We start from the raw sequence: 25395 nt of genomic DNA on the forward strand, positions 1-25395 counted from the left end.
CGTCGCCGGTCAGGCTGCGCCGCGCCGCCGCGAGAGAATGGAGGGATGAGCCTGTTCGCCCTGGCACCCAAGCGCGGTCCGCGCTGGCATCTCGCCACCCAGGCGGCGCTGGGCATCGCGGTGCCGATCGCCGTTATGACCATGCTCGGGCAGCCGTCGCTCGGCTATGTCGCGGCGTCGGGCGCTTTCACGGTGCTCTTCGCCGGCACTGCGCCGGTGATCGATCGGGCGAGGATCCTGCCGTTCGTCGCCGCGGGTCTGATCATCAGCGCCGCTCTCGGGGTCGCCGTCTCTGCGAACGCCTGGCTCGTGAGCACCGGCGTCGTGGTGGTCGCGGTGGTGAGCGCGGCGCTGGCGTTCGGCTTCCGCCTCGGCCCACCCGGACCGCTCTTCTTCGTGCTGGTCTTCGGTCTGTCGGCTCACGTGATCTCGAGCTCGCCCCTGGCGCCCCTGACCTACATCGGCGCTCTCGCGGCCGGATGCGCGTTCTCCTATCTGATCGCGATGGCGCCGCTCCTGCTCCCGCGAGCGCGCGCGATGTCCCCTCGGCCGCTTCGTGAACTGCTGCCCGGCCCGGCGTTCACGCCCGATTCGCGCATGCTGGTCATCCGGGTCGCGATCGTCGCCGTCGTCGGCGTCCTCCTGGGACTGGTGATCGACCCCACCCGGACGTACTGGATCGTGGGGTCGGCGGTCGCAGTCATCGGCGTGGCCGCCGCCCGTCGCGCCGCCGTCGAGCGGGGACTCCATCGCATGCTCGGAACCGTGGTCGGCGCCGGCCTCTACGCGCTGCTCGCGCTGCTGCACCCCTCGGGTCTCTGGCTGGCACTGCTGCTGGGCGCGCTGCAGTTCACGATCGAGCTGGTGGTCGTGAGGCACTACGCCCTCGCTCTGGTCTTCATCACTCCCCTGGTGCTGCTGCTGACGGGCGCGGCGACCGGCGAGATCGGTTCGATGGACGTCGCCTGGGAGCGCATCGTCGACACCCTCGTCGGAGCCGCACTGGGCGCGATCTCGGGACTGCTGCACCCCCGGGCCGCCCCGTCGTCCGACTGACCGTCACGACCCTGGCCTCATCGACGCGCCGAGGTCTGATCGCCGCGCGGGAACACGGCGAGACGGAGCGGGGTTGCACCTCCAGAGCCGAGAGGAGAGCCATGGAACTGACGCTCGTGACATCCGCGTTCTGTGGCGCGTGCTCGCGCACCCGCTCGGTCGTGGCGGACGCCGTGCGCTACCTTCCCGACGCGACCGTCACCGAGATCGATGTCGCCTGGGAGCCGGATGCCGCGGAAGCGCTCGACATCCGCTTCACGCCGACCGTCATCATCCGTGACGACTCCGGCGCAGAGGTCTTCCGCGCCGAGGGAGTGCCGACTGTCCCTCAAGTGCTGACGGCCGCGGTGAAGGCCCTCCCCGCCTGAGCGCGAGTGGCCCTTGCGGATGTCCGACCCCCGGCGCAGACTGGGCCGCAGCGGGGCCGACGGCGGTCCCGCCCGACAGCGCTGGGGGCAGCCATGGCCAATCTCAATCCCTATCTCTCATTCCGCACCGAGGCACGGCAGGCGATGGAGTTCTATCAGGGAGTGCTCGGCGGTGATCTCGAGATCACCGTGTTCAGCGAGTTCCCCGACATGGTCCAGAACCCGGATCAGAGCGACCTCGTGATGCACGCCCAGCTCACGACGCCCGATGGCCTGGTGCTGATGGCTTCGGACACCCCTGACGGGATGCCGTTCGAACCGCCGCAGGGGTTCTCGGTGTCGCTCAGCGGCAACTCGACGCAGAGGACGCAGGAGGTCTGGGACGCGCTCGCGGACGGTGCGGCGATCACTATGCCGCTCGACACCGCACCGTGGGGCGGAACCTTCGGGATGCTCGTCGATCGTTTCGGCGTGCCCTGGATGCTGCAGGGCGACTCGGAATGACCCCGAGCGCGAGACGCGAGTGACGAGGGCGGACCGGCCTCAGCGCAGAGCGTGTGCCTCGATGAAGGCGCGCAGCTCGCGCTCGTCGTCGGCCATCTCGGTGGTGCGCTGAGGAGCGTCCAGCATCGCGCGGAGTTCGGGCGAGTACTCGAGCTCCACGCCGATCGCCGTGCGGATCGTCTCGGCGAACTTCTGCGGCTTGGCGGTCTCCAGCACCAGCATCGGCACGCCCGGCTCCACGTACTCGCGAGCGACCTTGACGCCGTCGGCCGTGTGCGGATCGATGATGTCGCCGGTGGTCTCGTAGACGGATGCGATGGTCGCCAGGCGGTCGTCGTGCGTCGACGTGCCACTGACGATGCCGAACTCGTCGACGAAGCGCGCGAGATCTGCGGTGAAGTCGAAGTGGCCCTGCGTGTCGAGGTCGTTCCACGCACTCACCACGCGCGACGCGTCGCGCCCGACCAGCTCGAAGATGAAGCGCTCGAGGTTGGACGCCTTCGAGATGTCCATCGACGGGCTTGAGGTGGCGAGCGTCTGCGCGGCGCTGCGCGGGCGATACACACCCGTGCGGAAGAACTCGTCGAGGACGTTGTTCTCGTTCGCGGCCAGCACGAGTCGGCGGATCGGGAGCCCCATCTGCTTGGCGAAGAACCCCGACAGGATGTTGCCGAAGTTGCCGGACGGCACGGTGAACGACACCTCGGTCCATCCGCCCGCATCCGTCGCGCGCAGCCACGCCCAGAAGTAGTACACGACCTGAGCGGTGATGCGAGCGAGGTTGATCGAGTTGACTGCGCCGAGGTTCTGCGTCCGCTTGAACTCGAGGTCGCCCGCGAGCGCCTTCACGAGATTCTGGCAATCGTCGAACACGCCGTCGATCACGATGTTGTGGATGTTGTCGTCGTCGAGCGAGAACATCTGCGCCCGCTGGAAGGCGCTCATGCGCCCCTTCGGCGACAGCATGAAGACCGAGATCCGGTCCTTGCCGCGCAGCGCGTGCTCAGCGGCGGACCCGGTGTCTCCCGAGGTCGCTCCGAGGATGTTCAGTGTCGATCCCTTGCGCTCGAGCGCGTACTCGACGACCTGGCCGAGGAACTGCATGGCCATGTCCTTGAACGCCAGAGTCGGCCCCTCAGAGAGGCCCACGAGCGTGAGCTCGTCGTCGATCGACCGCAGCGGGACGACCGCCTCAGGGAAAGGCTTGTAGGCGGCCTCGGTCATGCGCGCGAGATCGGCCCGAGGAATGTCCGTCGCGAAGAGGCCCAGCACCTCGGTGGCGAGCTGAGGATAGGTGAGGGCGCGCCAGCGCTCGAGAGTCTCGCCGTCGACCGTCGGCATGGTCTCGGGCACGGCCAGCCCGCCGTCGGGAGCGAGCCCTTCGAGCAGGGTCTCGCAGTACGGCAGCGGCTGCATGCCGCCTCGGGTGGAGATGTACTGCACGGGAGCTCCTCGGTTCGGAATCGGCACGGGGCTTCCATTCTCGCAGGTGGGCGCGGGGTGATTGCACGAACTCGACCGCGACGCACACCGACGTTGCGACATAGCGCGTGATCGCCGCGATGGCAATGGGATGTCGCACATCGATCCCGACTCGTACCGTGATCATCACCAAGAGAATAGGGAGCCATCATGACTGCGAAGATCCATGCCGCACATGTCAGAGAGTCCGAAGTGGACCAGGCTTCGCCGGGCACCGTCGCCTCTGCCGAGCCTTCATACGAGCGAGTCGACCTCGATCGCTATGTCGTGCTGCACGACGGCCCCGTGGGCTACATTGAGCACGTTCATCCGGTCTTCGTCTGCTACGTCGGCCACCCCTATCCGAAAGCCGACGAGGTGGCCCAGGTGCACGACTTCCACGAAGCCATTCAGACCGTGCGCGACCGCGCCGTCGTGTCGGGCTCCGCTCAGTGAGCCACGACGTCTGGCCCGGTTCCCCGTACCCGCTCGGCGCGACCTTCGACGGTCAAGGCACCAACTTCGCGCTGTTCAGCGAGGGCGCCGAGAAGGTCGAGCTGTGCCTGTTCGACGATGACGGCAACGAAGAGCGGGTGACCCTCGAGGAGGTCGACGCCTTCGTCTGGCACGGCTACCTGCCATCCGTGCAGCCCGGACAGCTCTACGGGTACCGCGTGCACGGAACGTATGACCCGGCTCAGGGCCAGCGCTTCAACCCGAACAAGCTGCTGCTCGACCCGTACGCGAAGTCCGTCGCGGGGCAGATCGACTGGGGGCAGCCCCTGTTCGGCTACGACTTCGGCGACCCCGACTCCCGCAATGACGAGGACTCCGCCGCGACGATGGCCAAGGGCGTCGTCGTCAACCCGTTCTTCGAGTGGGCGGGCGATCGCCTGCCCAAGACCCCCTATGCGCAGACGGTGATCTACGAAGCACACGTCAAGGGCCTCACTCAGCTGCACCCCGACGTGCCGGAGGAGCTGCGCGGCACGTACGCGGCGATCGCGCATCCCGCCGTCATCGAGCACCTCGTGCACCTCGGGGTCACCGCTCTCGAGCTGATGCCCGTGCACCAGTTCGTGAATGACTCGACGCTGCAGGAGAAGGGGCTGTCGAACTACTGGGGCTACAACACCCTGGCGTTCTTCGCGCCGCACAACGACTACTCGTCGAGCGGACAGCACGGCCAGCAGGTGCAGGAGTTCAAGGCGATGGTGCGCGCTCTGCACGCGGCGGGCATCGAGGTGATCCTCGATGTGGTCTACAACCACACCGCCGAGGGCAACCACATGGGCCCGATGCTCTCGATGCGCGGCATCGACAACGAGGCGTACTACCGCCTCGAAGAGGACCGTCGCTACTACACCGACTACACGGGCACCGGGAACAGCCTCAACGCGGGCAACCCCCACGCCCTGCAGCTGATCATGGACTCGCTGCGGTACTGGGTGACCGAGATGCACGTCGACGGCTTCCGTTTCGACCTCGCCTCGACGCTCGCGCGCGAGTTCTACGACGTCGATCGGCTGGCGGCGTTCTTCGAGCTCGTGCAGCAGGATCCGATCGTCTCGCAGGTGAAGCTCATCGCCGAGCCCTGGGACGTCGGCCCCGGGGGCTACCAGGTCGGGAACTTCCCTCCTCAGTGGACGGAGTGGAACGGGAAGTACCGCGACACGGTGCGCGACTTCTGGCGCGGCGAGCCTCAGGCTCTCGGCGAGTTCGCCTCGCGTCTCACCGGCTCCGCCGACCTCTACGAGCACTCGGGACGACGCCCGGTGGCGTCGATCAACTTCGTCACGGCGCATGACGGCTTCACGCTGCGCGACCTCGTGTCGTACAACGAGAAGCACAACGAGGCGAACGGCGAGGGCAACAACGACGGCGAATCCCACAACCGCTCGAACAACCACGGCGTCGAGGGACCCACCGACGACGAGACGGTCAACCGGGTCCGCGCTCAACAGCAGCGCAACTTCCTCGCGACCCTGCTGCTGTCGCAGGGTGTGCCGATGATCGCGCACGGCGACGAGCTCGGTCGCACGCAGGACGGCAACAACAACGGATACGCGCAGGACAACGAGCTCACGTGGATCGACTGGGAGGCGGCGGATCGCCCTCTCGTCGAGTTCACGGCCGCCGTCGCCCGACTTCGCCGCTCGCACCCGACGTTCCGACGCAGCCGGTTCTTCGACGGCCGACCGGTGCGGTCGGAGGACGGCGAGCGGGTTCCTGATGTCGTGTGGCTGCGGCCGGACGGTCGTCGGATGGAGCCGGAGGACTGGGATTCCGGGTTCGGCCTGGCCATCGGCATGTTCCTGAACGGGCAGGGCATCCGCGAGAAGGACCGCCGTGGGCGGCCGGTCACCGATCAGAACTTCCTCGTGTACTTCCACAGCGGATCGGAGGCGATCGACGCCGTGCTTCCGGACGAGCGACTCGGCCGTGCCTGGGAGGTCGCGGTCGACACGGCGGCCGACCGGGCCGGAGGCGATCCGATCGCGGCCGGCGCCCCCGTGACGCTCGAGGCGAACTCGCTTCTCGTGCTGCGCGAGGCGGACGAGACCGAGGAGCCGACGGACGATTCCGTCGAAGCCTCGCTGCGCATCCAGACCGAGCGAGCCGAGATGCCGGCCCCCGCCCCGAGCCCGGAGCTTCCTCGATGACCCACCGCCCCCTGTCGACCTATCGACTGCAGATCCGCAAGGGGTTCACGCTCGACGATGCCGCGGGGATCACCGACTACGTCGCCGATCTCGGCGCGTCATGGGCATATCTCTCGCCCCTGCTCGCCGCAGTGCCGGGATCGGATCACGGCTACGACGTCGTCGATCATTCCCGGGTCGACGACGAGCGGGGCGGCCCCGACGGCCTCGAGCGCTTCGCCGCCGCGGCGCGCGGAGCGGGACTCGGGATCCTCGTCGACATCGTCCCGAACCACGTCGGTGTGGCGATCCCGCGCGCCAACCCGTGGTGGTGGGACTTCCTGCGCCTCGGCCGCTCGTCGCGTCATGCGGTGGCGTTCGACGTCGACCGGCGACTGTCGGACGGGCGCGTGCGGCTGCCGATCCTCGGCTCGCCGCTCTCGGAGATCCTCGAGTCGGGCGACATCGTCGTCGACACGACGCCCGCCGCCGACGCCCCCGACGGCATCCTGTCGTACTTCGACCACGTGCTGCCCCTCGCTCCCGGGACCGGCGAGCTCGCGGACCATCTGCCCGCGCTGCTGGCCGCTCAGCACTACGAGCTGCGGTTCTGGGAGGATCAGAACTCCGACCTCGACTACCGCCGGTTCTTCGCCGTGTCGGAGCTCGCCGGCATCCGCGTCGAGATCTCGGACGTCTTCGACGAGTCGCATCGCGAGATCGCGCGATGGATCACCGACGGCCTGGCCGACGGGCTCCGCGTCGACCACCCCGACGGTCTGACCGACCCCGGGGCGTATCTCGAACGCCTCGCAGACGTCACCGGCAACGCCTACACCCTCGTCGAGAAGATCCTCGAGCCCGGCGAAGAGCTGCCCTCGTGGTGGCGCACCGACGGCACGACCGGATACGACGCGATGGCCGAGATCGACCGCGTCCTGATCGACGGCGACGGCGTTGCGGCCCTCGACCGGCTCGACGCGCGTCTGCGCGACGAGACCGGCCTGCCGCCGGCACTGCCGTGGGCCGATCTGATCCACTCGACCAAGCTCCAGGTCGCCGATGAGCTGCTGCAGTCCGAGGTGCGACGCCTGGTGCGGTCGCTCCCGTTCGGCGTGGTCGGCGCCGAGGACGCGCTCGCCGAGATCGTGGCGAGCTTCCCGGTCTACCGGTCATACCTGCCGGCGGGACGCGAGCATCTTCAGCACGCGATCGACGACGCCACGCGGCGGCGCCCCGATCTCGCGTCATCGATCGCGGAACTGGCGCCCCTGCTGCTCGACACCTCTCTCGAGGTCTCCCAGCGATTCCCCCAGGTGACGGGCGCGGTGATGGCGAAGGGCGTCGAGGACACGGCGTTCTATCGCCACACCCGCCTCGGAACCCTGACCGAGGTGGGCGGCGACCCGTCGATCGCCTCGCTCTCGGTCGACGAGTTCCATGACGCGCAGCGGACACGACTGGCGTCGTGGCCGCACTCGCTCACGGCGCTCTCGACCCACGACACGAAGCGATCCGAAGATGTGCGGGCGCGGCTCTCGGTGCTCGCCGAGATCCCCGAACGGTGGGCCGACGTGCTGGCCGAGCTGCGGGCCGTCGCCTCCACAGGGCACGGGCCGCTCGATGCGATGCTGTGGCAGGCTGCGGTGGGCGCCTGGCCGATCTCGTCGGAGCGGCTCCTCGCATACGGCCAGAAGGCCTCGCGCGAGGCTGCGGAGTCGACCGGCTGGCAGCATCCCGACGCAGAGTTCGAGAAGGGCATCGAGGCGATCGCCGAGGCGGCGAACGGGCGGGCCCGCGGGATCCTCGAGCGGTTCGTGCGCGAGATCATCGAGCCCGGACGCGTCAACTCGCTGTCGGCGAAGCTGCTCCAGCTCGCCGCTCCGGGCGTTCCCGACGTCTATCAGGGCACGGAGCTGTGGGACCACTCCCTCGTCGACCCCGACAACCGGCGGCCCGTCGACTTCGGCGCGCGATCCGACATGCTGCGGCGCCTCGACGAGGATGTCGCGCGCGGCGACCTCCCTCCGATCGACGACTCCGGACTCGCGAAGCTGCTCGTCACCTCACGCACGCTGCGTCTGCGTCGCGACCACACCGAGCTGTTCGACAGGTACCGCCCGGGCGGCGTCGCGGGCGAGGCCGCCGACCATGCGGTGGCGATGGATCGAGGAGGCGTGCTGGCCGTCGCGACGCGTCTGCCCGTCGGCCTCTCGCGGCGGGGCGGGTGGGGAGACACCGTGCTCCTTCGCCGTGAGCTGCCCGCGACCGATGCGCTGACCGGACGCCGCTTCGACCGCGGGCCGATCCTGCTCGGCGAGCTCCTCGAGACGTATCCCGTCGCGCTCCTCGTGGAGGAGCGATGATCTCGGTCTGGGCACCGCGCGTCGACAGCGTGCGGCTGAGGCGCCTGACGCCCGCCTGCGTGACGATCTCGGAGCACGATCTCGAGCCGTCGCAGGACGGCTCGGGGTGGTGGCGCGCCGACGTGCCGATGGCCGAGGGCGAGCGCTACGGCTTCCTGCTCGGAGACAGCACCGAGCTGCGCCCGGACCCCCGGTCGCGCCGCCAGCCCCGCGGGGTTCACGGTCCCTCCGCCCTGTTCGACCCGGCGCGCTTCGAGTGGACCGACGCGGACTGGACGGGCCGCCCGCTCGCCGGTGGAATCGTCTACGAGCTGCACATCGGCACGTTCACCCCCGAGGGCACTCTCGATGCGCTCATCGGGAAGCTCGATCACCTCGTCGCGCTCGGCGTGACGCACATCGAGCTGCTGCCGGTCAACGCCTTCAGCGGCGACTGGAACTGGGGATACGACGGCGTGCTCTGGTATGCCGTACATGAAGGATACGGCGGGCCCGCCGCATACCAGCGTCTCGTCGATGCCGCCCATGCGCGGGGTCTCGCCGTGATCCAGGATGTGGTGTACAACCACCTGGGTCCGAGTGGCAACTACCTCCCCGAGTTCGCGCCGTACCTGCGCGACGGCCAGCACACCTCCTGGGGCGAATCGGTCAATCTCGACGAGCCGGCGGTGCGTGAGTTCATCATCGAGAACGCCCTGATGTGGCTGCACGACTTCCACGTCGACGGACTGCGTCTGGATGCCGTGCATGCACTGCACGACGAGCAGACGCCGCACCTCCTGCACGAGCTGGCGGAGCGCGTCGACGCGCTGGCCGTGCAGCTCGATCGCCCGCTGACGCTGATCGCCGAGTCGGATCTGAACGATCCCCGCATGATCCTGCCCCGCGAAGCAGGCGGGCACGGACTCACAGCGCAGTGGTCGGACGACTGGCACCATGCGATCCACGTCGCGCTCACGGGCGAGACGCAGGGGTACTACGCGGACTTCGCCGCACCGGATGCCGTCGCCAAGGTGTCGCAGAGCGGCTTCTTCCACGACGGCACCTTCTCGTCCTTCCGTGGCCGCACGCACGGCGCTCCCCTGCCGTCCAGCGTGCCGTCGTGGCGTCTCGTCACGTTCGCGCAGGACCACGACCAGATCGGCAACCGCGCCGCGGGCGACCGCCTGTCGGCCTCGTTGTCGCCCGAGCGTCTCGCTGTCGCCGCGGTGCTCACCCTGACCGCTCCCGGCACTCCGATGCTGTTCATGGGCGAGGAATGGAGTGCGTCGACTCCCTGGCAGTTCTTCACGTCGCACAGGGAGCCGGAACTCGCCCGAGCCACGGCCGAGGGGCGCATCAACGAGTTCGCCCAGATGGGCTGGGACCCCGAGCAGGTGCCCGACCCGCAGGACCCGGCGACGTTCGAACGCTCGCGCCTCGACTGGAACGAGGTCGCGGAGCCTTCCCACGCACGGATCCTCGACCTCTACCGGCGCCTGATCACGCTGCGCCGTGAGGTTCCCGAGCTGACCGACCCCGACATGACGCGCACGGTCGTCACGGTCTCGCACGTCGACGGAGCTCCCGAGCACCGCGCCTACCGCATCGAACGCGGCGACGTGGCGGTGCTGGTGAACCTCTCCGAAGACGAGGTCGAGTTCGAACTCGCCCCCGATTCGAGGATTCTTCTCGAGACGACGCCCTGCGTGCTGATGGCGCGGACCATCGTGCTCTCTCCGGAGTCGGCGGCGATCGTCGCTCCTCCGCAGTAGGGTCGCTCAGGCGTCGTCGAGCGCCTTCGCGAAGCACAGCGACAGCTCGCTGTCGACGTAGTGCCCGAATCGAGCGATCGGCCGATAGCCCTCGCGCTCATAGAACCGCACGGCGTCCGGCTGCGAGGTGCCCGTCTCGAGCACCAGGGAACGGATGCCGAGCTCACGCGCCTCGTTCTCGAGCGCGCGCAGAAGCGCGACGGCCGCGCCCGTGCCGCGCGCGGACGGCGACGCGTACATCCGCTTGATCTCGGCCACATCCGATCCGAGCACCTCCGCGCCGAGCGGTCTGAGTCCTCCACAGACGACACCTCGACCGCTGCCGTCACGCGCGACGAGGAACACCGGCACGTCGTCGGCAGAGGGGATGACACCCGGCTCGTGATCATCGCTCCCGTATCGCGCATCGAGTTCGCTGCGCTGCGCCGCTCGAAGCCGTTCTGCATCCGGATCCGACCACCCGACCCGCTCGACCGTCACGTCCATATCGTCCTCTCGACTCGCCGCCCCGTCGCCACGGTATCGGGAAGAGATTTCGCGGATGTTGCCGGGCAGGACGATCGCGTCGGCGGGAGATCGGCGACCCGGCGTCACTTTCGGACGGGTTCGGGGTCTTGCATATGAGACCAGAGGACGGCCTGGGGAATATGAGCCAGTTCCGGTCTGGGCCGCACTCTCCCCTTTTGAGCGGCTCGCGGGTGGGGCAACTCCCACAGCCCCACCCGCCCTTCCGGGTGTCACAGGCCTCGGGGTGAGCGGAGTCAGATCCAGCCGCGCTCCTCGGCCATCAGCACCGCCTGCTGGCGCGTGCCCACCGAGAGCTTCGCCAGTACCGCGGAGATGTGATTGCGCACGGTTCCGGGCGCCAGCGACAGCGACTTCGCGATCTGGGTCGTCGTCTCGCCGCGTCGCCCTGCTCGCAGCACGTCGAGTTCGCGATCGGTGAGGGGCGACCGTTCGTCGCTCAGAGCATCCGCCGCGATCTCGGGATCGACATAGCGAGCACCCGCGGCGACCCTGCGGATCACGTCGGCGACCTGCTCAGCACCCCGCGATTTGGGCAGGAATCCTGCGACGCCTGATGCGAGGGCGCGCCGCAGCACCCCGGGGCGGGCGTGACGGGTGACCACCACACAGCACGTGGCGATCGCGCGATTCAGGCGTTCGGCGACCTCGACGCCGTCGAGCCCGGGCATCTCGAGGTCGAGCAGGCAGACGTCGGGCGTCAGCGCGAGGGCAGCCGCGAGTGCCTGCTCTCCGTCAGCGCACTCCGCCACCACCTCGATATCCCCTTCCAGACGCAGCAGAGCCGCGAGGGCCGAACGGATCATTCCCTCGTCGTCGGCGAGCAGTACGCGGATCATCGCAGCCGCCCGTCGGCCGTCTGCTCATCGGATCGCGGAACCATCACCGAGACGACGAACTCGCCGGCATCCTCCCGGATCTCCAGGCTTCCTCCTGCGTCAGAGATGCGGCGGCGGACTCCGTCGAGGCCCGACCCCACCGTGCCCGCTGCCGCGCGGCCCGTCACATCGTTCGCGACCTCATATCGCCACCCGCCCTCCACGCGTCGGAGAGCGAGTCGGGCCCGTCGCCCGCCCCCATGTCGCAGGACATTCGTGGTCGTCTCCCTGATCACAGGTCCGAGAGCCGATGACGGCGCCTCGTCGGCGTCGGCAGCGATGTCGGCGTCGACGGCGAGTCCGGCTGCGGCGAGAAGGTCTCGAGCGTTCGCCACCTCGTCGCCGAGCGGCACCGAGCGGAAGCGGGTCGCCAGGTCACGAGTTCCCTGGCGCGCTTCGTCGACGCTGACTCTCGCCGCCTGCAGCTGCTCGAGGGCGGCATCGGCATCGATGCGCATGAGTCGCTCAGCCAGTTCGAGCTGCAACGCGATCACCTGCAGGTGATGCCCCTGGAGGTCGTGCACGTCGGTCGCCACGCGAAGGCGCTCCTGCGTCGCCGCGAGGCGGGATTCCGACGCCCTCGCGCGGTCGACCGTGACCAGTACGTCCCACCACCAGAGCGAACTCACCGACATCGCGGGAATGAGGATCGCGTACAGCACGGGGATCCATCCCGCGAGGCCGATGTCCACTGCACCACGGGCGGCATCGACGACGGCGGCCAGCACGAGCAGCACAGTGGTCAGAACGACCACGCGCACGCGCACGCCCTTCGGCCAGTTGAGCAGCACCGCCGACTGAACGATGGGCATGAGCGCGAGCAGCCAGCTGTCGATCGCCAGACCGCCCGCCGTCCCGTAGCCGACCGCGACCAGCAGCGGCAGCGCGATGCGCGCCCGGGCGATGCCCGGTTCCGCATCCAGCCGGTGGCGGTAGTCGGCGAGCAGCACCACCGTCGAGGCCCACCAGACCGCGCCCCCCAGGCCGACGACGAACGGCGCCGTGGCGTCGCCGGGCACGGCGAGCGCCTGCAGAGTCCACACCAGCACCAGGAACAGCTCGAGGAAGACCACGGCCGAGAAGGTGTACCACCAGGTTGCGGTCATGCCTCGCGCGAGCTGGCGCGCTCCCGGGGGCGGGCCGCCGGCGGGATCGGTGACCGGAGAAAAGGTGCGCATGCCCCCACGATACGGGGGTGACACATGTCACGGATGCCGCGGGCGATCCACCCGGAAAGCAGTGACGGTTCGGCACTGCCGCGCCGCCGTGAGAGGCGGTGGACTGGATGCATCGCGACGGAGACACCGACGCACAGACCCGGCAGGAGCCGCCCATGAACCTCATCGAGACCTTCCAGGGCTTCGTCGCCCAGGTGCCCGAACTCGTCCAGCCGCTCATCGTCGCGCTCGCCGCGGCGATCCCCTTCATCGAGGGAGAGGGTGCCGTGTCGATCGGCATCATCGGCGGCATCCATCCGGTGGTCGCGGCGATCGCGGCGATCGCGGGCAACTTCCTCTGCGTGGCCGTGCTCGTCATCGCGAGCTCGGGTGCGCGCACCGCCATCGTGAACCGATCCCGCAGTCGGCACGCCGTCGCCGCCGGCGGCGGAGCCGTCGAGGCGGTGCCCGCGGACACGTCTGATTCCGACCGCGGGGGCGTGCGGCGCGAGAAGTTCCAGCGGGCGTTCGAGCGCTACGGCGTGCCGGGGGTCAGCCTGCTCGGCCCGCTGCTTCTGCCGACGCAGTTCACGGCCACGATGCTCGCCGCCGCGGGCGTCGGCAAGGTCCGCATCCTCATCTGGCAGGCGGTCGCGATCATCGGCTGGACGACGATCGTGGCTGTGATCGTCGGCGGCGCTGTCTACGCCATCCGCTGAGACGGGCGCCCCGACAGCACGGAAGCCCCCTCGCCGAGCGCGAGGGGGCTTCCCTGGATGTGTGGAAGGTCAGCGACCTCCGGCGTTCGAACGGCGCCGCGCGGCGATTCCGCTGGCGAGGCCGCCGCCGGCGATCAGCGCGACCGCGAGTGACAGGAGTGCCGCGCCGGATCCGCCTCCCGTCAGCGCGAGTGCGCCGGGAGCCGCGGCGGGAGTCACACTCGGAACCGGAGCCGGCGTCGACCTCCCTGGAGTCGGGGTCGCTGGAGTCGGGGTCGGGACCGGAGCAGCCGGAGTCGGCGTGGGCGTGGGCGTGACCGGGGTCGGCGTGGGCGTCGGCGTCACGACCGGCACCGTGTCGGCGGTGTTGGTGAGAGTCAGCTCGACACCCGCCGTGTTGATCGGCGTGACCTCGACGGTGCCGTCGCCCGCGTCGACGACCCCCGCGCCCGTGATCGTCCAGGCACCCCAGGACACGCCGGTCACCTCCGGCAGATCGATCTCCTCGATCACGAACGTCGAACCGAGCGGCGCGCGCATGCTGCGCACCGACTCACCCACCGGAACCGTCATCGTGCTCGCGGCGGCATCCGATCCCTTGACCGAGTACCGCACGGTGTAGGTCGCGTCGATCGCGGCATCCGCCTGTGCGCCGCTGAGCCGCTTGGTGATCGTGAACGTCGTGTACGCGACACCGCCGCCGTCGCCTCCGCCCGACTCCACGACCGTATGCGTCGCCGAAGTGCGGAACGTGTCGACGGTCGCATGGTTGCCGAAGACATCGCCCTCGGCCACGGGCGCATCAGCCTGCGTGTAATAGAGCAGCTCGTACGTGAATCCGCCCGCGGGAAGGCCGGATGCCGAGAACTCGAACGAGCGTCCGTCGTCGGCGATGTCGATCGTGTATGCCGACGGGTCGACCACACTCCAGTCGCCGATCTGCGCACCGTTCTCTACCGGGCGCTGGCTCAACCGGACTGCGCCGGTGTAGTGGTGGTCGGTCAGGCCGGCGTCGAGAGCGTCGGTGATCGTGAAGGCGCCGTCATCGACATACCCGCTCGGGATGCCGATGACCCACTTCAGGAGCCCCGGGGTCGCGGTCTCGCCGCCGTATTTGTACGGCTCGTCCTTTTCGGCGGGATTCTCGGGTGTGACGCCGCCGTCACCGGGCAGGTCCACGATCTCGATCGTGTCGCCCAGGTCGAACTCCACGGTCTCGCTGGTCGTCGACTGCGAAGCCCGCGCCTGCATCCAGAACGAGCCGCCGACCTCCTCGAGACCCTCGACCGCGTCGGTCAGCGTGCAGACCATGTCCGGGCCCTGGCCGGCCGCGACGACGCAGTTCGCCATGATCAGTCCCGTCTCGGGGTCTGAGATGGTGAACGCCCCGGCCGACTGCCGACTGAACTCGGCAGGCAGGGTCATTCCGAAGGTCTCCCCTGCCTGCGCGCCCGTCGGCACCGCCCACTCACCGGAGATCCGCACGGTCTGCCACTGCACCAGCGGCCCACCGCCATGCTGGTTCTCCAGTGAGAGGTGGGAGATCGCACCCGGATAGGTCACGGACGGAGCCGCTGTCGCGGGCACAGCGGATCCCAGCAGTCCCGCGAGCGCCATGACCATCCCCACGATGATCGCCGCGATGCCGCGCCTTCGTGGCATCGCTCGCCACGCTCTCTTCGTCTCCTCCGTCGTCTTCGTCCGTGCGCGCACGAAACCACGCTCCCCAGTCATCGTCTTCCCCGTCCGATCAGCGTCGCTCCCAGTGCGACACATCTAAGAGATCAGGAAAAGAGGGCGGGATCACGCGGCAGCCGATATACAAGACCGGTATGCCGGAATGTGATTCTGAGGATCACGCGGAGAGCGACGGGCGCACGGCCCGGTGCGTCAGTGGACGAACGCCTTCAGCACGACGAAGACCACACCGAACGCCGCCGTGCCGAGCGCTCCGAGCAGGCGCACCCACGGCGCGGCACCGCGGCGGAGGAAGGCGATGTAGCCCAGCAGCGCGAGGACCATCACTCCCGACCAGAGAGCCGCACTGTTCGCGAGGTCGTCAGGGATGAGCCGCGTCGTTCCGGCGAGCAGGATGAGGCAGGGCACGGTCGCTGAGCTCAACATCCCGAACGAGTGCGCGAGCGAGTGCCGAAAGGCGGATCCGATTCCCATGACCTCGCCGTCGACCTCGCCGTGCCGCGCGACCGCACCGGCGTAGACATGGGCTGCCCAGAACACCACGACGGTGATGATCACTGTGAGGAGCACGGAGGCGGACGTCTCACCGTGAGCGGAGGACACTGCGACCAGACCGCTGGTCAGGATCGTGCCGTACACAGCGGCCTCGGTTCCGAAACCCGACCGGAGTGCTCTGTCGGCGCTCAGCCGGCCCCGAGTCGGAGCGTCGGAACCGGAATGCACTTCGCTCATCGTGAACCTCCTGGAGGACCGGGTGTCGCTCGATCATAGAGCTGAGCGGCCATCCCGGCCATGCGCTCAGGCAGCGTGAGGCCGCTCGGGTGGCGGCGGAGGCAGGGTGCCGCGGTGGATCTCATAGGCTCTGGTGACGCCGGGAGAGTCGGGATCGTCGATGATGGGTCGATCGGCCATGAACGACCGGATCACGTGGGCCAGCTCGCCGGGGTTGCTGAAGTTGATCGCGTGCGCCGCTCCCTCGATCACCACCACGAGCACGTGGTTGTCGGTGAGCGAGGCCACCTCGCGGATCCGTTCCGGCCCGGGCATCAGCGGATCGCGGTCGCCGACGACGACGAGCGTCGGGATCCGAAGCGCGAGCAGCCGCTCCAGCGACGGATAGCGCGTGAGCGTCCGGAAGAGCCGCACCGTGCTCGGCACGCCGAACCGGAGGTAGTCCGATGTCGCGACCCGAATCATCCGCGACGGCTCCCGGGCGCCATCGCGGGCGAGCTGGACCATCGCACGCCCCAACGGCTGGTTGTGGATGCCACCCGCCGGCGACACCAGGACGGCACGATCGATGCGGTCGGGGTGCCGGTGGGCGAACTCGCAGATGACCGGGCACCCCATCGAGTTCCCGACCAGGGTGGCTCGCTCGACCCCGCGATCGTCGAGGAAGCGAGCGGCCGCGTCGGCGAGGTGCGGCACATCGAGGGGCGACCTCGGCTTGCTGCTGCGTCCATAGCCGGGCAGGTCCGGCACGAAGGTGTGGAACTCGCTGCCGAGCAGCTCGGCGGTGGGCAGCAGATACCGCCCGGAGAGGCCGAATCCGTGGACGTGCATCATGGTGGATGCGACTGCGTGCGTCTGAGACTCGCGATAGAAGATGTCGTTGTCATCGATCGACGTCCACCTCTCGTCGAGGCCGGATGCCGGACGTCGAGGCAGGCGCCGCGGGCTGACGCGCTGCGCGGGTGGGGTCCCGGCGACAGAGGTCGCATCGCCCTTCGCGACCGCCCACTGGGCGTACGCCTCATAGGGATCGTCAGGTGCGTTCACCGGGCTCATGTTCCAGGGATGGCCGTGGCGACGGCGCCGACGGGTCATGATGCCATTCACCTCCCTGGCCGAGAGCGCTCCGGGACCGAACGACACCAGCGCGTTCACCGAAGATACTGACCGGGTGCCCCGCGGGTCGTCATGCGGAGCGGGTGACGTTCCTGCCGATCGGCGAACCTCGCGAACGCGACGGCGCGCGCGGGCCTGCGCCTGCGCCGTCACCGGTTCCGACCGCGCGGATCGTCTGCCGGCGCGGCCGCCCACCGCTCCTCGACCTTGGCGTACTTGTAGATCAGCGCGGCCCCTGCCCAGGAGATCGCGAAGAACCCCACGAGGACGAATCCGGCGTCGTCGAGCGGGATGGCGGCGATCGCCGCCAGAGGGCCGGATGCTGCTCCCGTCTGATCGGCCACCACGCCGGCCAGCTGGATCGTGCCGATGACGAGCGCGACCGCGACGGAGATCGCGGTGATGGTCATGTTGTAGTAGACCTTGCGCACCGGGCGCACGAAGGCCCATTCGTAGGCGCCGTTCATCATGATCCCGTCGAGCGTGTCCATGAGGCACATCCCCGCGGCGAAGAGCACCGGCAGGACCAGCACGGCGTAGAACGGCAGCTGGAAGGCGGCCGCGCCTCCGGCGAGGACCAGGAGCCCCACCTCGGTCGCCGTGTCGAAGCCGAGACCGAACAGCACTCCGATCGGGTAGATCTGCCAGGGCTTGGTCACCGTCTTCGTCAGTCGACCGAAGAGACGATTCAGCACGCCACGGCGGTTCAGCTGTTCCTCGAGCGCCGTCTCGCTGTACTCGCCCTGCCTCATCCGCCGGAAGACCTTGACGATGCCGATGAGGACGATCAGGTTGAGCGTGCCCAGCACCCAGAGGAACACTCCCGAGACCGAGGGCCCGATGACGCCGGTGATCGAATGCAGCGTGGAGGCTTCGTCCTGCACCGGCCCGGCCAGAGCCCGCACTCCCATCGACAGGAACAGCGCCAGCCCGAAGACGACCGTCGAGTGACCGAGCGCGAACCAGAACCCCACGGAGAGGGGGCGTCTCTGCACCCCTGACTGCTCGCGGTCGGCCAGCAGCTTCCTGGTGGTGTTGTCGATCGCCGCGATGTGGTCGATGTCGAAGGCGTGTCTGAGCCCGAGGGTGTAGGCCAGCAGGCCGAGGCCCACGCCGAAGATCGGGGTGCTCCCTCCCAGCTCCAGCTGCTGAGGTGCGACGACGCTGATGAGCACACCGAAGCCGACGATGTGCAGGACGACGACGAAGATCCCCATTCCGACGAGCGAACGTCTGTCCTGGCTGCCCAGGCGGCGCACGCGGTCAGGCGACATCGACGTAGATCACCTCGACGGCGTTGTTGCCGTACCCGAGCCTGTTCCACGGCGGCACCTCCGGCTGGACGTTGCCCTGGGCGTCGGTCGCCCTCGCCCGCAGACTGTGGCGGCCGACGCCGGCGGCATCCCACTCGAACGAGAAGTTCTGCCAGCCGTACGGCCCGGTCGGCGGCTCGACCTCGGCATCGAACCACTCTCCCTCGCCCGTGAGGCTCACCTCGACCCGAGTGATCGGGCCACTCCCCGACCAGGCCTTGCCGCGCACGGTGCACAGCCCCGTGCCGATCACCGACCCCGGCGCCGGATCGGTGATCCTCGCCCGGACCCGCATGATGTCGACAGGCTCGGGCGGGCGATCGGGCCACTCGTACATGTAGTGCCCGGTCTGGAACTCGCCCTGGAACCTCTCTCTCAGCACGTCGATCCGGCGGAGCCACTTGACCGACGCGACGGCATACCAGTGCGGCACGATGAGGCGGAACGGGGCACCGTGGTCCGGCGTCAGAGGCTCGCCGTTCATCTCATAGGCGATCAGGATCTCTCCGGACGGATCGAGCACGGAGGTCAGCGGCAGGGCGCGGGTGTACCGCAGGTCATCTCTCGGGGTGTCTGCGAGGATCGGTGCGAGGTGATAGGCGCCGTGGTCCGCGCCCTCGAACCGCACGTCGACTCCGTCGGCCGCCGGACGGGCTTCGGCCAGGACCTCGCTCAGCCAGGCCCCCTTCCACGATGCGGTCGAGACGGCGTAGTCGCCCCACGGCTCTCCCGTGGGCAGGGGACGCATGTGCAGTCGTCCGTTTCCGGCGCACTCGAGGGTGACCGCCCGCTCGTGAGAGGGGAAGGACCGCAGGTCGTCGAGAGTCAGCGTGAGCGGATTGCCGACCGCACCACCGATCTCGAGCCGCCCGTCGTGGTCGGGAAGCGGGAAGTTGCTGCGGACGTAGTGCAGCTCGGTGGGGGTGATGTCGGTCGCCAGCGCGGACGGCGGGGCCTCCGCGTTATACGGTGCGGGATTGATCATCAGCAACCCGGCCCGCGCGGCGAGAATGTCGTCGGTCAGCTTCATGGTGGTCTCCTTCGTGCTCGTCAGTAGTCCGCGTCGCGGAACACCGGGTCGCGATCGTCGTTGAAGGCGCCGATGCCTTCCGCGCGATCCGGATGGATGGCCGAGCGCCAGTGGGCGTCCATCATGATCGCGATGGCCTGTTCCACCGGCTGGCCGGCTCCGAGCTGGACTGCCCGCTTGACGGCTTGGACCGCAGTGGGCGAGTTGCCGGCGATCTTCCGTGCGATGCGCTCCGCGGCAGCCGCGAGCTCGCTCGGGGCGTGGAGCTCCGTCACCATGCCGAGGCGATGCGCCTCGACGGCCGTGATGGGATCGCCGGTCATCAGCATCTGGAGGGCGCGGCCGGTTCCGACCAGGCGCGGCAGGAAGACCGGCGAGCCACCGCCCGCCGAGAGGCCGATCATCGCCTCGGGCTGCCCGAACGTCGCGGTGTCTGCGGCGATGATGAAGTCGCAGCTCTGCGCGAGCTCCGAGCCTCCGCCGTAAGCGATGCCGTTCACCGCTGCGAAGAGGGGCTTGCGCAGCTGCCTGACGGTGTAGAGCGTGCGATCGAAGGCCTGCCGTTGACGGAGCCAGCCCTCCCTGGTCATCGCGTTCCGCTGGCGCAGATCGCTGCCGACCGAGAAGGCGCGATCGCCGGCCCCGGTGAGCACAACGACGCGCACCGCGGTGCGGACGGCGATCTCCTCGACGGCCTCGGTCAGCCGGTCGCCCATCTCGGTCGTGATGGCGTTGTCGGCGTGCGGTCGGTTGAGTGTGATCACCGCGATCCTGCCGTCGTCGCGATACTCGAGGAGCACGGAGGATTCCGGCTCCTCGGCATCGGCGGACGGCGCCGAGAAGTCCAGCGCCTTCCACCGGTCGTTCGTCAGTGCCGCTGCGGTCATCATGGATCCCTCGGTCGAGACGGTCACGGGAGCTCCGCCATCCAGCGCATGGCGGAGAGGCTGGGGGCGAAGAAGTACTCGCCGCCGCGGGTGACGACGAACGGCGGCACATCGTGCAGACGACGTCGGATCGGCCGCTGGGCGATGGTGAAGTCGTTGGAGTGCCCCGGTACGCCGACGAGGGGATCCGCCTCTTCCGGCGCGCCGATGAAGATCCCGTCGTTCAGCCACTGGGTCTTGACGAACTCGAACTGACGCTTGATGTGCGCCCCGGCGAACACGAAGATGATGCCCCTGTCGGCGCCGTCATCCTCGAGCACCCCGTCGGGGAGCTCCGGGCCGTAGCTCGTGCCTCGCCGGATCATGCGGTGCAGGCGGACGTTGGTGCTTCCGTCGTCATCGAGCGCGTCGCGGGGGTTCGCACGTCGAGCGTGGGCGCCGACCGGGCACTTGAAGCCGCGCGGATCGTCGCCGTAGCGATAGTGATTGTTGCGGCGAGGATCGGCGCCGAGCTCCGGATCGTCCTTCTCGGGCGACAGCGCGAGCGGCGCACCGCTCTGCCAGCGCCCGACCATCTTCGCGCCGAGCAGCGCCTCCTCTCTGCGATCCGCCGCTTTCGCGCGGAGGTATTGACGGTATGCCGCCACCTTCGTGTGGAGCTTGCGGAGAACGACGTAGGTGCCGTTCCGGCCGAGGACGTCCGGAGTGGGCATCGGGGGCAGCTCGCCGGTCTCGTCGGGGTATCCGAGGATGATCTCCCCCGCCTTGAGCGGAGGGTCCAGCGGATTCGTCGACGGCCTGCCACTGCCCTCGACCGATGGCTGTCCGATGCCGTCCTTGAACCCGAACGAGGTGCGCCCCGTCGGCAGCTGGTAGCAGTCCTGCCGCCAGAGGACCGTGATGCCGGGCAGCTCCTGGTGTGCGCGCCGCGCCTTCTCGACGATGGTCTCGAGACGGGCGGCATCGGGTGAGATCGTGCTGATGGCGACGTGCACGTCGGGCGAGCCGAACGGCTGCTCCCAGTGCTCGGGCGCGCTCTCGCCGACGTCTCCGAGATGCGTCGCCCGTGCGGCCATCCCCTCACGGAACTCGGGCGCGAAGCTGTCGAGCGATTCCTGCGGCACTCCGAGCGCGCGCAGCCCGTTGTACGTGAAGCCGACCGTGATCCACGCGTCATGAGCGGGGTCGTCGGATGGAACACCCGAGTCGACGATCGTGATGAGCCGCCGAACGAGTTCCCGCCCCGCTTCGCGCTCGTCTATCCGCAGAAGGAGGTAGGCGCCGACATACGGAGAAGGGCGCTCGTGCAGCGCACCGCTCTGGATGTCCTCGAGGTCGAGGGCGACGTCATTCTTCTGAGACATGGTCAGTGGTGCTCCGGAGGGATGGGCGGATCGGGGTTCGGAGGCGCGAGGTAGGGGAAGGTGCTCGAGGCCGGCCGCGATGCGCCGTCGATGCCGTCGCGGATCACGGGGCCGTCTCCTCCATTGATCAGCAGGGTGAAGAAGGTGTCCATGGCGTCGTCGTTGATCGCGCGCCCTCCGCACGTGCTGTGGGGGCGTCCCGCGCGCGCTGACATCTCGATCTCGAGGAACGAGCTGCGCTCCTGATACGGCTTGGTCACGTCGACGATCAGATAGTCGGCGAGCCAGAACTCGGTCAGCGGGTGGACGCCGTCGTCGAGCGGCCAATCGGTCTTCCCGTCGAGGCCGTCCCAGAAAGCGAGGTTCGCATTCAGGCGTGCCCGGTACGCCGCCTCGTATCCGTGGTCGATGTGGAACGCGTTCTCGGTGTTGTACAGGTCGCGGATCTCGATGTCCCGATTGACGGTGTCGTACTGCTTGGCGGCGAGCAGCATGTTCTTCACCTCGGGTCGCCCCACCCGCTCGATCCGCACGTTGAAGACACCGCGCGTCAGCGTCTCGGCGACCACGCCCACGACGCTCGCGCCTCCCAGCAGAGCGGCGTCGATCTCGACGACGAGGCCGAGCACGTTCTTGCCGTCGAGGTAGATGGATCCCTGCTCGCTGAATTCGAGCTGACCGGTCGCGACCGTCTTCAGGGCGGAACGGGCATCGAAGAAGAACGGGTCCCAGCGCGCGCCGGCGAACACCCGGACCCCCTGCCCCGAGCCGCCCCGCTCGTCGCCGACGGTGAACGAAACGACCTCGCCCGTCGGGGTCGTGCAGTGGCCCTCCTGGTCGAACGACGCCGGTTCGGCGCCGTCGGAATCGACGATGGTCGGCTCGGAGAACACGCAGTCGACCACGAACTCCTCGGCGCCCGGGGTGAACGGCACGGGGTCTCCCGCCTCGCCGGCCACGAGGTCTCGGATCCGGAAGCGGTAGATGAGACCCTCCGACAACGGGTTCGAGATCAACGCGAACGGCAGGGTGTTCATCACGAGCACCAGGTGCCCCGGGCGCTCGGGACTGGGGAACGCGAACACGTCCGTGATGTCGGCGATCGGATTCCCCAGCGCCCGCGGACCCGAGATGTGATCCGACATCCTCGTCAGTCCCCCGCCTCGTCGAGCAAGGGCAGCAGTGCCGGATGCTGGAGCGCCTCGGCCGCATCCGGATGATCGAGCACACGCTGGAAGGCTGCGTTGACGCGGATCGCCTTGCGGATCTCCTTCACCGTGCCGGGATAGTTGCGTGCATATGCGGCCGCTTTCTCCTGGGCACCGAGGATGAACGCCTTCTCGGTCGCGAGATCGGGCAGCCCTTCGTATCCCTCCGTGTTCTCGAAGATCACGTTGAACAGTGCCAGCGTCGGCCCGGAGTTGAAGAAGTCCTCCATGTACGCGTCCCACTGGCCGTCGAAGCTGGTGAAGAAGGCGAGGCGGGTGTCGTCGTCGAAGAGCACGAATCTCGCTTCGTGGATCGTCCCGACCGCCATCCCGTACTCGCCGGGTCGGTACCCTTCGGTTCGCATCAGTTCGTCCAGTGACGCCCGAAGCGCCTCGCCGCGCCCCTCCTTGACGCGGAAGAAGAGACTGAACTCGCTCGTCGGACCCACACTCACCCCCGGCTCGGGGGACCGTGTCTCATCGGATGCCGGTGTCGCTGTGGTCATGGGGCGCTCCTTCGCTCGGGTGGCCAGCGTCGCATCCGTCTCCGGCCCTCACATCACCCGGGAGGGATGATCGGGTCGCCGTCGCGTCGACCACCCGCGTCGTCTCCTCGACGGCCGCCGCGATCACGTCGACGTAGCTCCCCCCGCCCGCCAGGACCTCCCGCTGTCGCGCGGCGCCCGTCCCCTGGGCGAGAAGGGTGGCGATGACGTCGGCCACGAACCGCTCTTCGACCTCGTCGGCGAAGTGGCCGCGCGCATGGTCGAGCAGGGTCATCACCGCATCCGCCGCGGGAACGGGCGTATGGGTGCGGGGGTCGAGCAGAACGCCCGTGAGCCCCGACTTGCTGGCCCGCCACGACGCCAGGCGGAGCAGCGCCGCCGGCACGGGGTCGGGCGGCACTCCGGCCGCCCATTCGTCGGCGGCCGTGCAGACGAGCGCGCGGATGAGGACGGCGAGGGCCGCCGACTCCTCTGCGCGAAGGCAGACATCGCTGATGCGGGTCTCGACGGTCGGCGCGTGATCCGACAGCCGCGCGTCGGAGTAGATCATCCCGGCATCGAGAGACACGCCTGTCTGCAGCATCGCGTCCCTGTTCGCGAGATACGCGGCCGCGGTGCCGAAGACGTCGTACGCGCCGGCAGACGGCCAGCGACTCCAGGCCTGATACCGGTAGCTGGCGAAGCCGGTGTCGACTCCGTGCTGGAAGGGCGAATTGGCGCTGAGCGCGAGCAGCACGGCCAGCCACGGGCGGATGCGATCGAGTATCCCGACCCCTTCGTCGTCGGAGTCGACGCAGACGTGCACGTGCAGGCCGCAGGTCAGCTGCTCCTCCATCGTGATCCCGAACTCCTGCTGTATTCGTCGATACCGTGGAGCTGCGACGAGATGCGAGGTGAGGGGAACCACTCCCGTCGCCAGCGCGACCGCGCGCGCCCCGACCTGCCTCGCGGCGACGTCGGCGTCGCGACGCCCCTGTCGGATCGTCGCGAGCACCTCTCCGAGCGTGCACCGCGGAGGACTGACGACCTCGATCTGCTCCTGTTTCACCTCGAACGCGAGCAGCGGTCCCATGCCGCCGTCGGCACCGGTCGCGGAGGCCGGATTCCTCATGATCGCCCCGGCGACGGGGACAGGTCGCATGGTGTCCGCGTCGACGAGCAGCAGCTCCTCCTCGACGCCCACCGTCCTCACCGGGCGGGCGGGATCGGCCAGGCCGGTCTGTGCGTCACGAGGCGGCGAGGAACGGCTCATGGCGGTAGCCGGAGTCGTCGAGGATCGAGACCGTCGATTCGGGCACCTCCGTGAACACACCAGGCAGGTCATTCAGCGGCTCGGACACGACCACCTGCGCGCGGCGCCCGAAGGCGCGCAGCCGTTCGGCGTCGGGGTACATCTCCCGCAGCGTGTCCATGTCGGTGGAGTGGTAGAGCGAGCGCGAGCGTCCCACGCTGGAATAGCGGAACGCCCACAGGGTGGTGCCGTCCGAGACGGCGAACGTGCCCTGCACGGCGAACTGCACGCCGTGCGCGTGCCCGACCCGCTCGACCTCCCGGATCGCCGCCCCGAGCCCGGCGACCGGGTCGTCCTGCAGACCGAGTGTGAGTGCGAGATGGAACAGCACCTCTGAATCGGTGGTCCCCTGTATCTCGGGGTAGAGAGACGGGTCGACCGCGAACGTGAGGTCGCGCTTCACCGTGGCGAAGTCCGCAAGCGCACCGTTGTGCATGAAGAGCCAGTTCTCATGGCGGAAGGGGTGGCAGTTGGTCTGCTGGATCGGCGGGCCGGCGGCCGCGCGGATGTGGCTGAGGAACAGCGGGCTGCGGACGGTCGTCGAGATCTCGCGCAGGTTCTGATCGTTCCACGCGGGCTCGGTGCTGCGGAACACGGCGGGTACGGGCTTCTGCCCGCTCTCGGCAGGGGTCTCGGGATACCAGCCGAGCCCGAAGCCGTCGCCGTTCACCGTCTCCGCCCCGAGCGGCGAATTGAGCGCCTGCGCCACGAGAGAGTGCTGCGTGTCGAGGATCACCTCCGAGGGATGCAGCGGTTCACCGGAATAGGCCAGCCAGCGACACATGACGACACTCCATCCTGAACCCGCGTCGGTTCTTCG

The 25395-nt window shown here is 68.9% G+C and carries 23 protein-coding genes; 8 read left to right on the top strand and 15 right to left on the bottom strand.

From position 1 onward, the window contains the following. Positions 1-45: 45 nt before the first annotated feature. From AB0N61_RS10895 to AB0N61_RS10905, 3 genes are all read left to right on the top strand, one after another. The gene (locus AB0N61_RS10895) at positions 46-1056 is read left to right on the top strand and encodes an FUSC family protein (protein ID WP_363363928.1); all 1011 of its coding nucleotides are present in this window, start codon (positions 46-48) and stop codon (positions 1054-1056) included. A 101-nt stretch (positions 1057-1157) separates the two neighbouring features. Next, positions 1158-1424 (top strand): thioredoxin family protein, encoded by a 267-nt coding sequence (locus AB0N61_RS10900; protein WP_363363929.1) that lies wholly within the window; start codon positions 1158-1160, stop codon positions 1422-1424. Positions 1425-1517: 93 nt separating this feature from the next. Beyond that, positions 1518-1928 carry a VOC family protein gene (locus AB0N61_RS10905; protein WP_363363932.1) on the top strand — a complete coding sequence of 137 codons (411 nt, stop codon included), beginning with the start codon at positions 1518-1520 and terminating at the stop codon, positions 1926-1928. 39 nt (positions 1929-1967) lie between these two features. On the opposite strand, the gene thrC is transcribed toward AB0N61_RS10905, so the two are convergent. Continuing rightward, a complete protein-coding gene (thrC, locus tag AB0N61_RS10910) occupies positions 1968-3371 on the bottom strand; it encodes a threonine synthase (RefSeq protein ID WP_363363934.1) in 1404 nt (467 codons plus the stop codon). Between the two features lie 189 nt (positions 3372-3560). On the opposite strand from thrC, the gene AB0N61_RS10915 reads away from it, so the two are divergent. The 4 genes from AB0N61_RS10915 to treZ are packed head-to-tail and all read left to right on the top strand — an operon-like array spanning position 3561 to position 10151. Next, the gene (locus AB0N61_RS10915; protein ID WP_167945743.1) at positions 3561-3845 is read left to right on the top strand and encodes a hypothetical protein; all 285 of its coding nucleotides are present in this window, start codon (positions 3561-3563) and stop codon (positions 3843-3845) included. After that, entirely contained in the window at positions 3842-6052 is a 2211-nt protein-coding gene (gene glgX, locus AB0N61_RS10920; protein WP_363363937.1) for a glycogen debranching protein GlgX, read from the top strand. The genes AB0N61_RS10915 and glgX overlap by 4 nt, the downstream gene beginning before the upstream one ends. Then, entirely contained in the window at positions 6049-8397 is a 2349-nt protein-coding gene (gene treY, locus AB0N61_RS10925; protein ID WP_363363938.1) for a malto-oligosyltrehalose synthase, read from the top strand. Before glgX ends, treY begins: the two co-directional genes overlap by 4 nt. After that, a complete protein-coding gene (gene treZ / locus AB0N61_RS10930; protein WP_363363941.1) occupies positions 8394-10151 on the top strand; it encodes a malto-oligosyltrehalose trehalohydrolase in 1758 nt (585 codons plus the stop codon). Before treY ends, treZ begins: the two co-directional genes overlap by 4 nt. Before the next feature lie 6 nt (positions 10152-10157). On the opposite strand, the gene AB0N61_RS10935 is transcribed toward treZ, so the two are convergent. The 3 genes from AB0N61_RS10935 to AB0N61_RS10945 form a co-directional block, all read right to left on the bottom strand. Then, the gene (locus tag AB0N61_RS10935; RefSeq protein WP_363363943.1) at positions 10158-10637 is read right to left on the bottom strand and encodes a GNAT family N-acetyltransferase; all 480 of its coding nucleotides are present in this window, start codon (positions 10635-10637) and stop codon (positions 10158-10160) included. Between the two features lie 275 nt (positions 10638-10912). Then, positions 10913-11515 carry a response regulator transcription factor gene (locus tag AB0N61_RS10940; RefSeq protein ID WP_363363945.1) on the bottom strand — a complete coding sequence of 201 codons (603 nt, stop codon included), beginning with the start codon at positions 11513-11515 and terminating at the stop codon, positions 10913-10915. Next, a complete protein-coding gene (locus AB0N61_RS10945; protein ID WP_363363948.1) occupies positions 11512-12732 on the bottom strand; it encodes a histidine kinase in 1221 nt (406 codons plus the stop codon). The genes AB0N61_RS10940 and AB0N61_RS10945 overlap by 4 nt, the downstream gene beginning before the upstream one ends. Before the next feature lie 155 nt (positions 12733-12887). Here AB0N61_RS10945 and AB0N61_RS10950 point away from each other — a divergent pair, with 155 nt between their 5' ends. After that, positions 12888-13430: a small multidrug efflux protein gene (locus AB0N61_RS10950; protein ID WP_167945729.1), complete on the top strand. Its 543-nt coding sequence runs from the start codon at positions 12888-12890 to the stop codon at positions 13428-13430. A gap of 69 nt (positions 13431-13499) precedes the next feature. Here AB0N61_RS10950 and AB0N61_RS10955 read toward each other — a convergent pair whose 3' ends face one another. The 11 genes from AB0N61_RS10955 to AB0N61_RS11005 form a co-directional block, all read right to left on the bottom strand. Continuing rightward, positions 13500-15092: an Ig-like domain-containing protein gene (locus AB0N61_RS10955; protein ID WP_363363950.1), complete on the bottom strand. Its 1593-nt coding sequence runs from the start codon at positions 15090-15092 to the stop codon at positions 13500-13502. A 228-nt stretch (positions 15093-15320) separates the two neighbouring features. Further along, complete coding sequence (locus AB0N61_RS10960) at positions 15321-15860, bottom strand: hypothetical protein (RefSeq protein ID WP_363363953.1); 540 nt, start codon at positions 15858-15860, stop codon at positions 15321-15323. Between the two features lie 66 nt (positions 15861-15926). Then, complete coding sequence (locus tag AB0N61_RS10965) at positions 15927-16907, bottom strand: alpha/beta hydrolase (protein WP_363363956.1); 981 nt, start codon at positions 16905-16907, stop codon at positions 15927-15929. Between the two features lie 218 nt (positions 16908-17125). Next, positions 17126-18250 carry a HoxN/HupN/NixA family nickel/cobalt transporter gene (locus tag AB0N61_RS10970; RefSeq protein ID WP_363363958.1) on the bottom strand — a complete coding sequence of 375 codons (1125 nt, stop codon included), beginning with the start codon at positions 18248-18250 and terminating at the stop codon, positions 17126-17128. Beyond that, positions 18240-19319, bottom strand: a complete 1080-nt coding sequence (locus tag AB0N61_RS10975) for a sulfite oxidase (protein ID WP_363363959.1) — start codon at positions 19317-19319, stop codon at positions 18240-18242. Before AB0N61_RS10975 ends, AB0N61_RS10970 begins: the two co-directional genes overlap by 11 nt. A 20-nt stretch (positions 19320-19339) precedes the next feature. Continuing rightward, positions 19340-20233: an enoyl-CoA hydratase-related protein gene (locus AB0N61_RS10980; RefSeq protein ID WP_363363961.1), complete on the bottom strand. Its 894-nt coding sequence runs from the start codon at positions 20231-20233 to the stop codon at positions 19340-19342. Continuing rightward, positions 20230-21570 (bottom strand): Dyp-type peroxidase, encoded by a 1341-nt coding sequence (locus tag AB0N61_RS10985; protein ID WP_363363963.1) that lies wholly within the window; start codon positions 21568-21570, stop codon positions 20230-20232. The genes AB0N61_RS10980 and AB0N61_RS10985 overlap by 4 nt, the downstream gene beginning before the upstream one ends. 2 nt (positions 21571-21572) lie before the next feature. Continuing rightward, positions 21573-22715, bottom strand: coding sequence for a DUF4331 family protein (locus AB0N61_RS10990; RefSeq protein WP_363363965.1), 1143 nt, complete (start codon positions 22713-22715; stop codon positions 21573-21575). A 5-nt stretch (positions 22716-22720) separates the two neighbouring features. Then, positions 22721-23284: a hypothetical protein gene (locus AB0N61_RS10995; protein ID WP_363363967.1), complete on the bottom strand. Its 564-nt coding sequence runs from the start codon at positions 23282-23284 to the stop codon at positions 22721-22723. Further along, entirely contained in the window at positions 23256-24536 is a 1281-nt protein-coding gene (locus AB0N61_RS11000; protein ID WP_363363970.1) for a glutamate--cysteine ligase, read from the bottom strand. Before AB0N61_RS11000 ends, AB0N61_RS10995 begins: the two co-directional genes overlap by 29 nt. Further along, complete coding sequence (locus AB0N61_RS11005) at positions 24511-25359, bottom strand: class II glutamine amidotransferase (protein WP_167945709.1); 849 nt, start codon at positions 25357-25359, stop codon at positions 24511-24513. The genes AB0N61_RS11000 and AB0N61_RS11005 overlap by 26 nt, the downstream gene beginning before the upstream one ends. Between the last annotated feature and the right edge of the window lie 36 nt (positions 25360-25395).

The organism is Microbacterium sp. NPDC089320 (assembly GCF_040684875.1).
Taxonomy (GTDB): Bacteria; Actinomycetota; Actinomycetes; order Actinomycetales; family Microbacteriaceae; genus Microbacterium.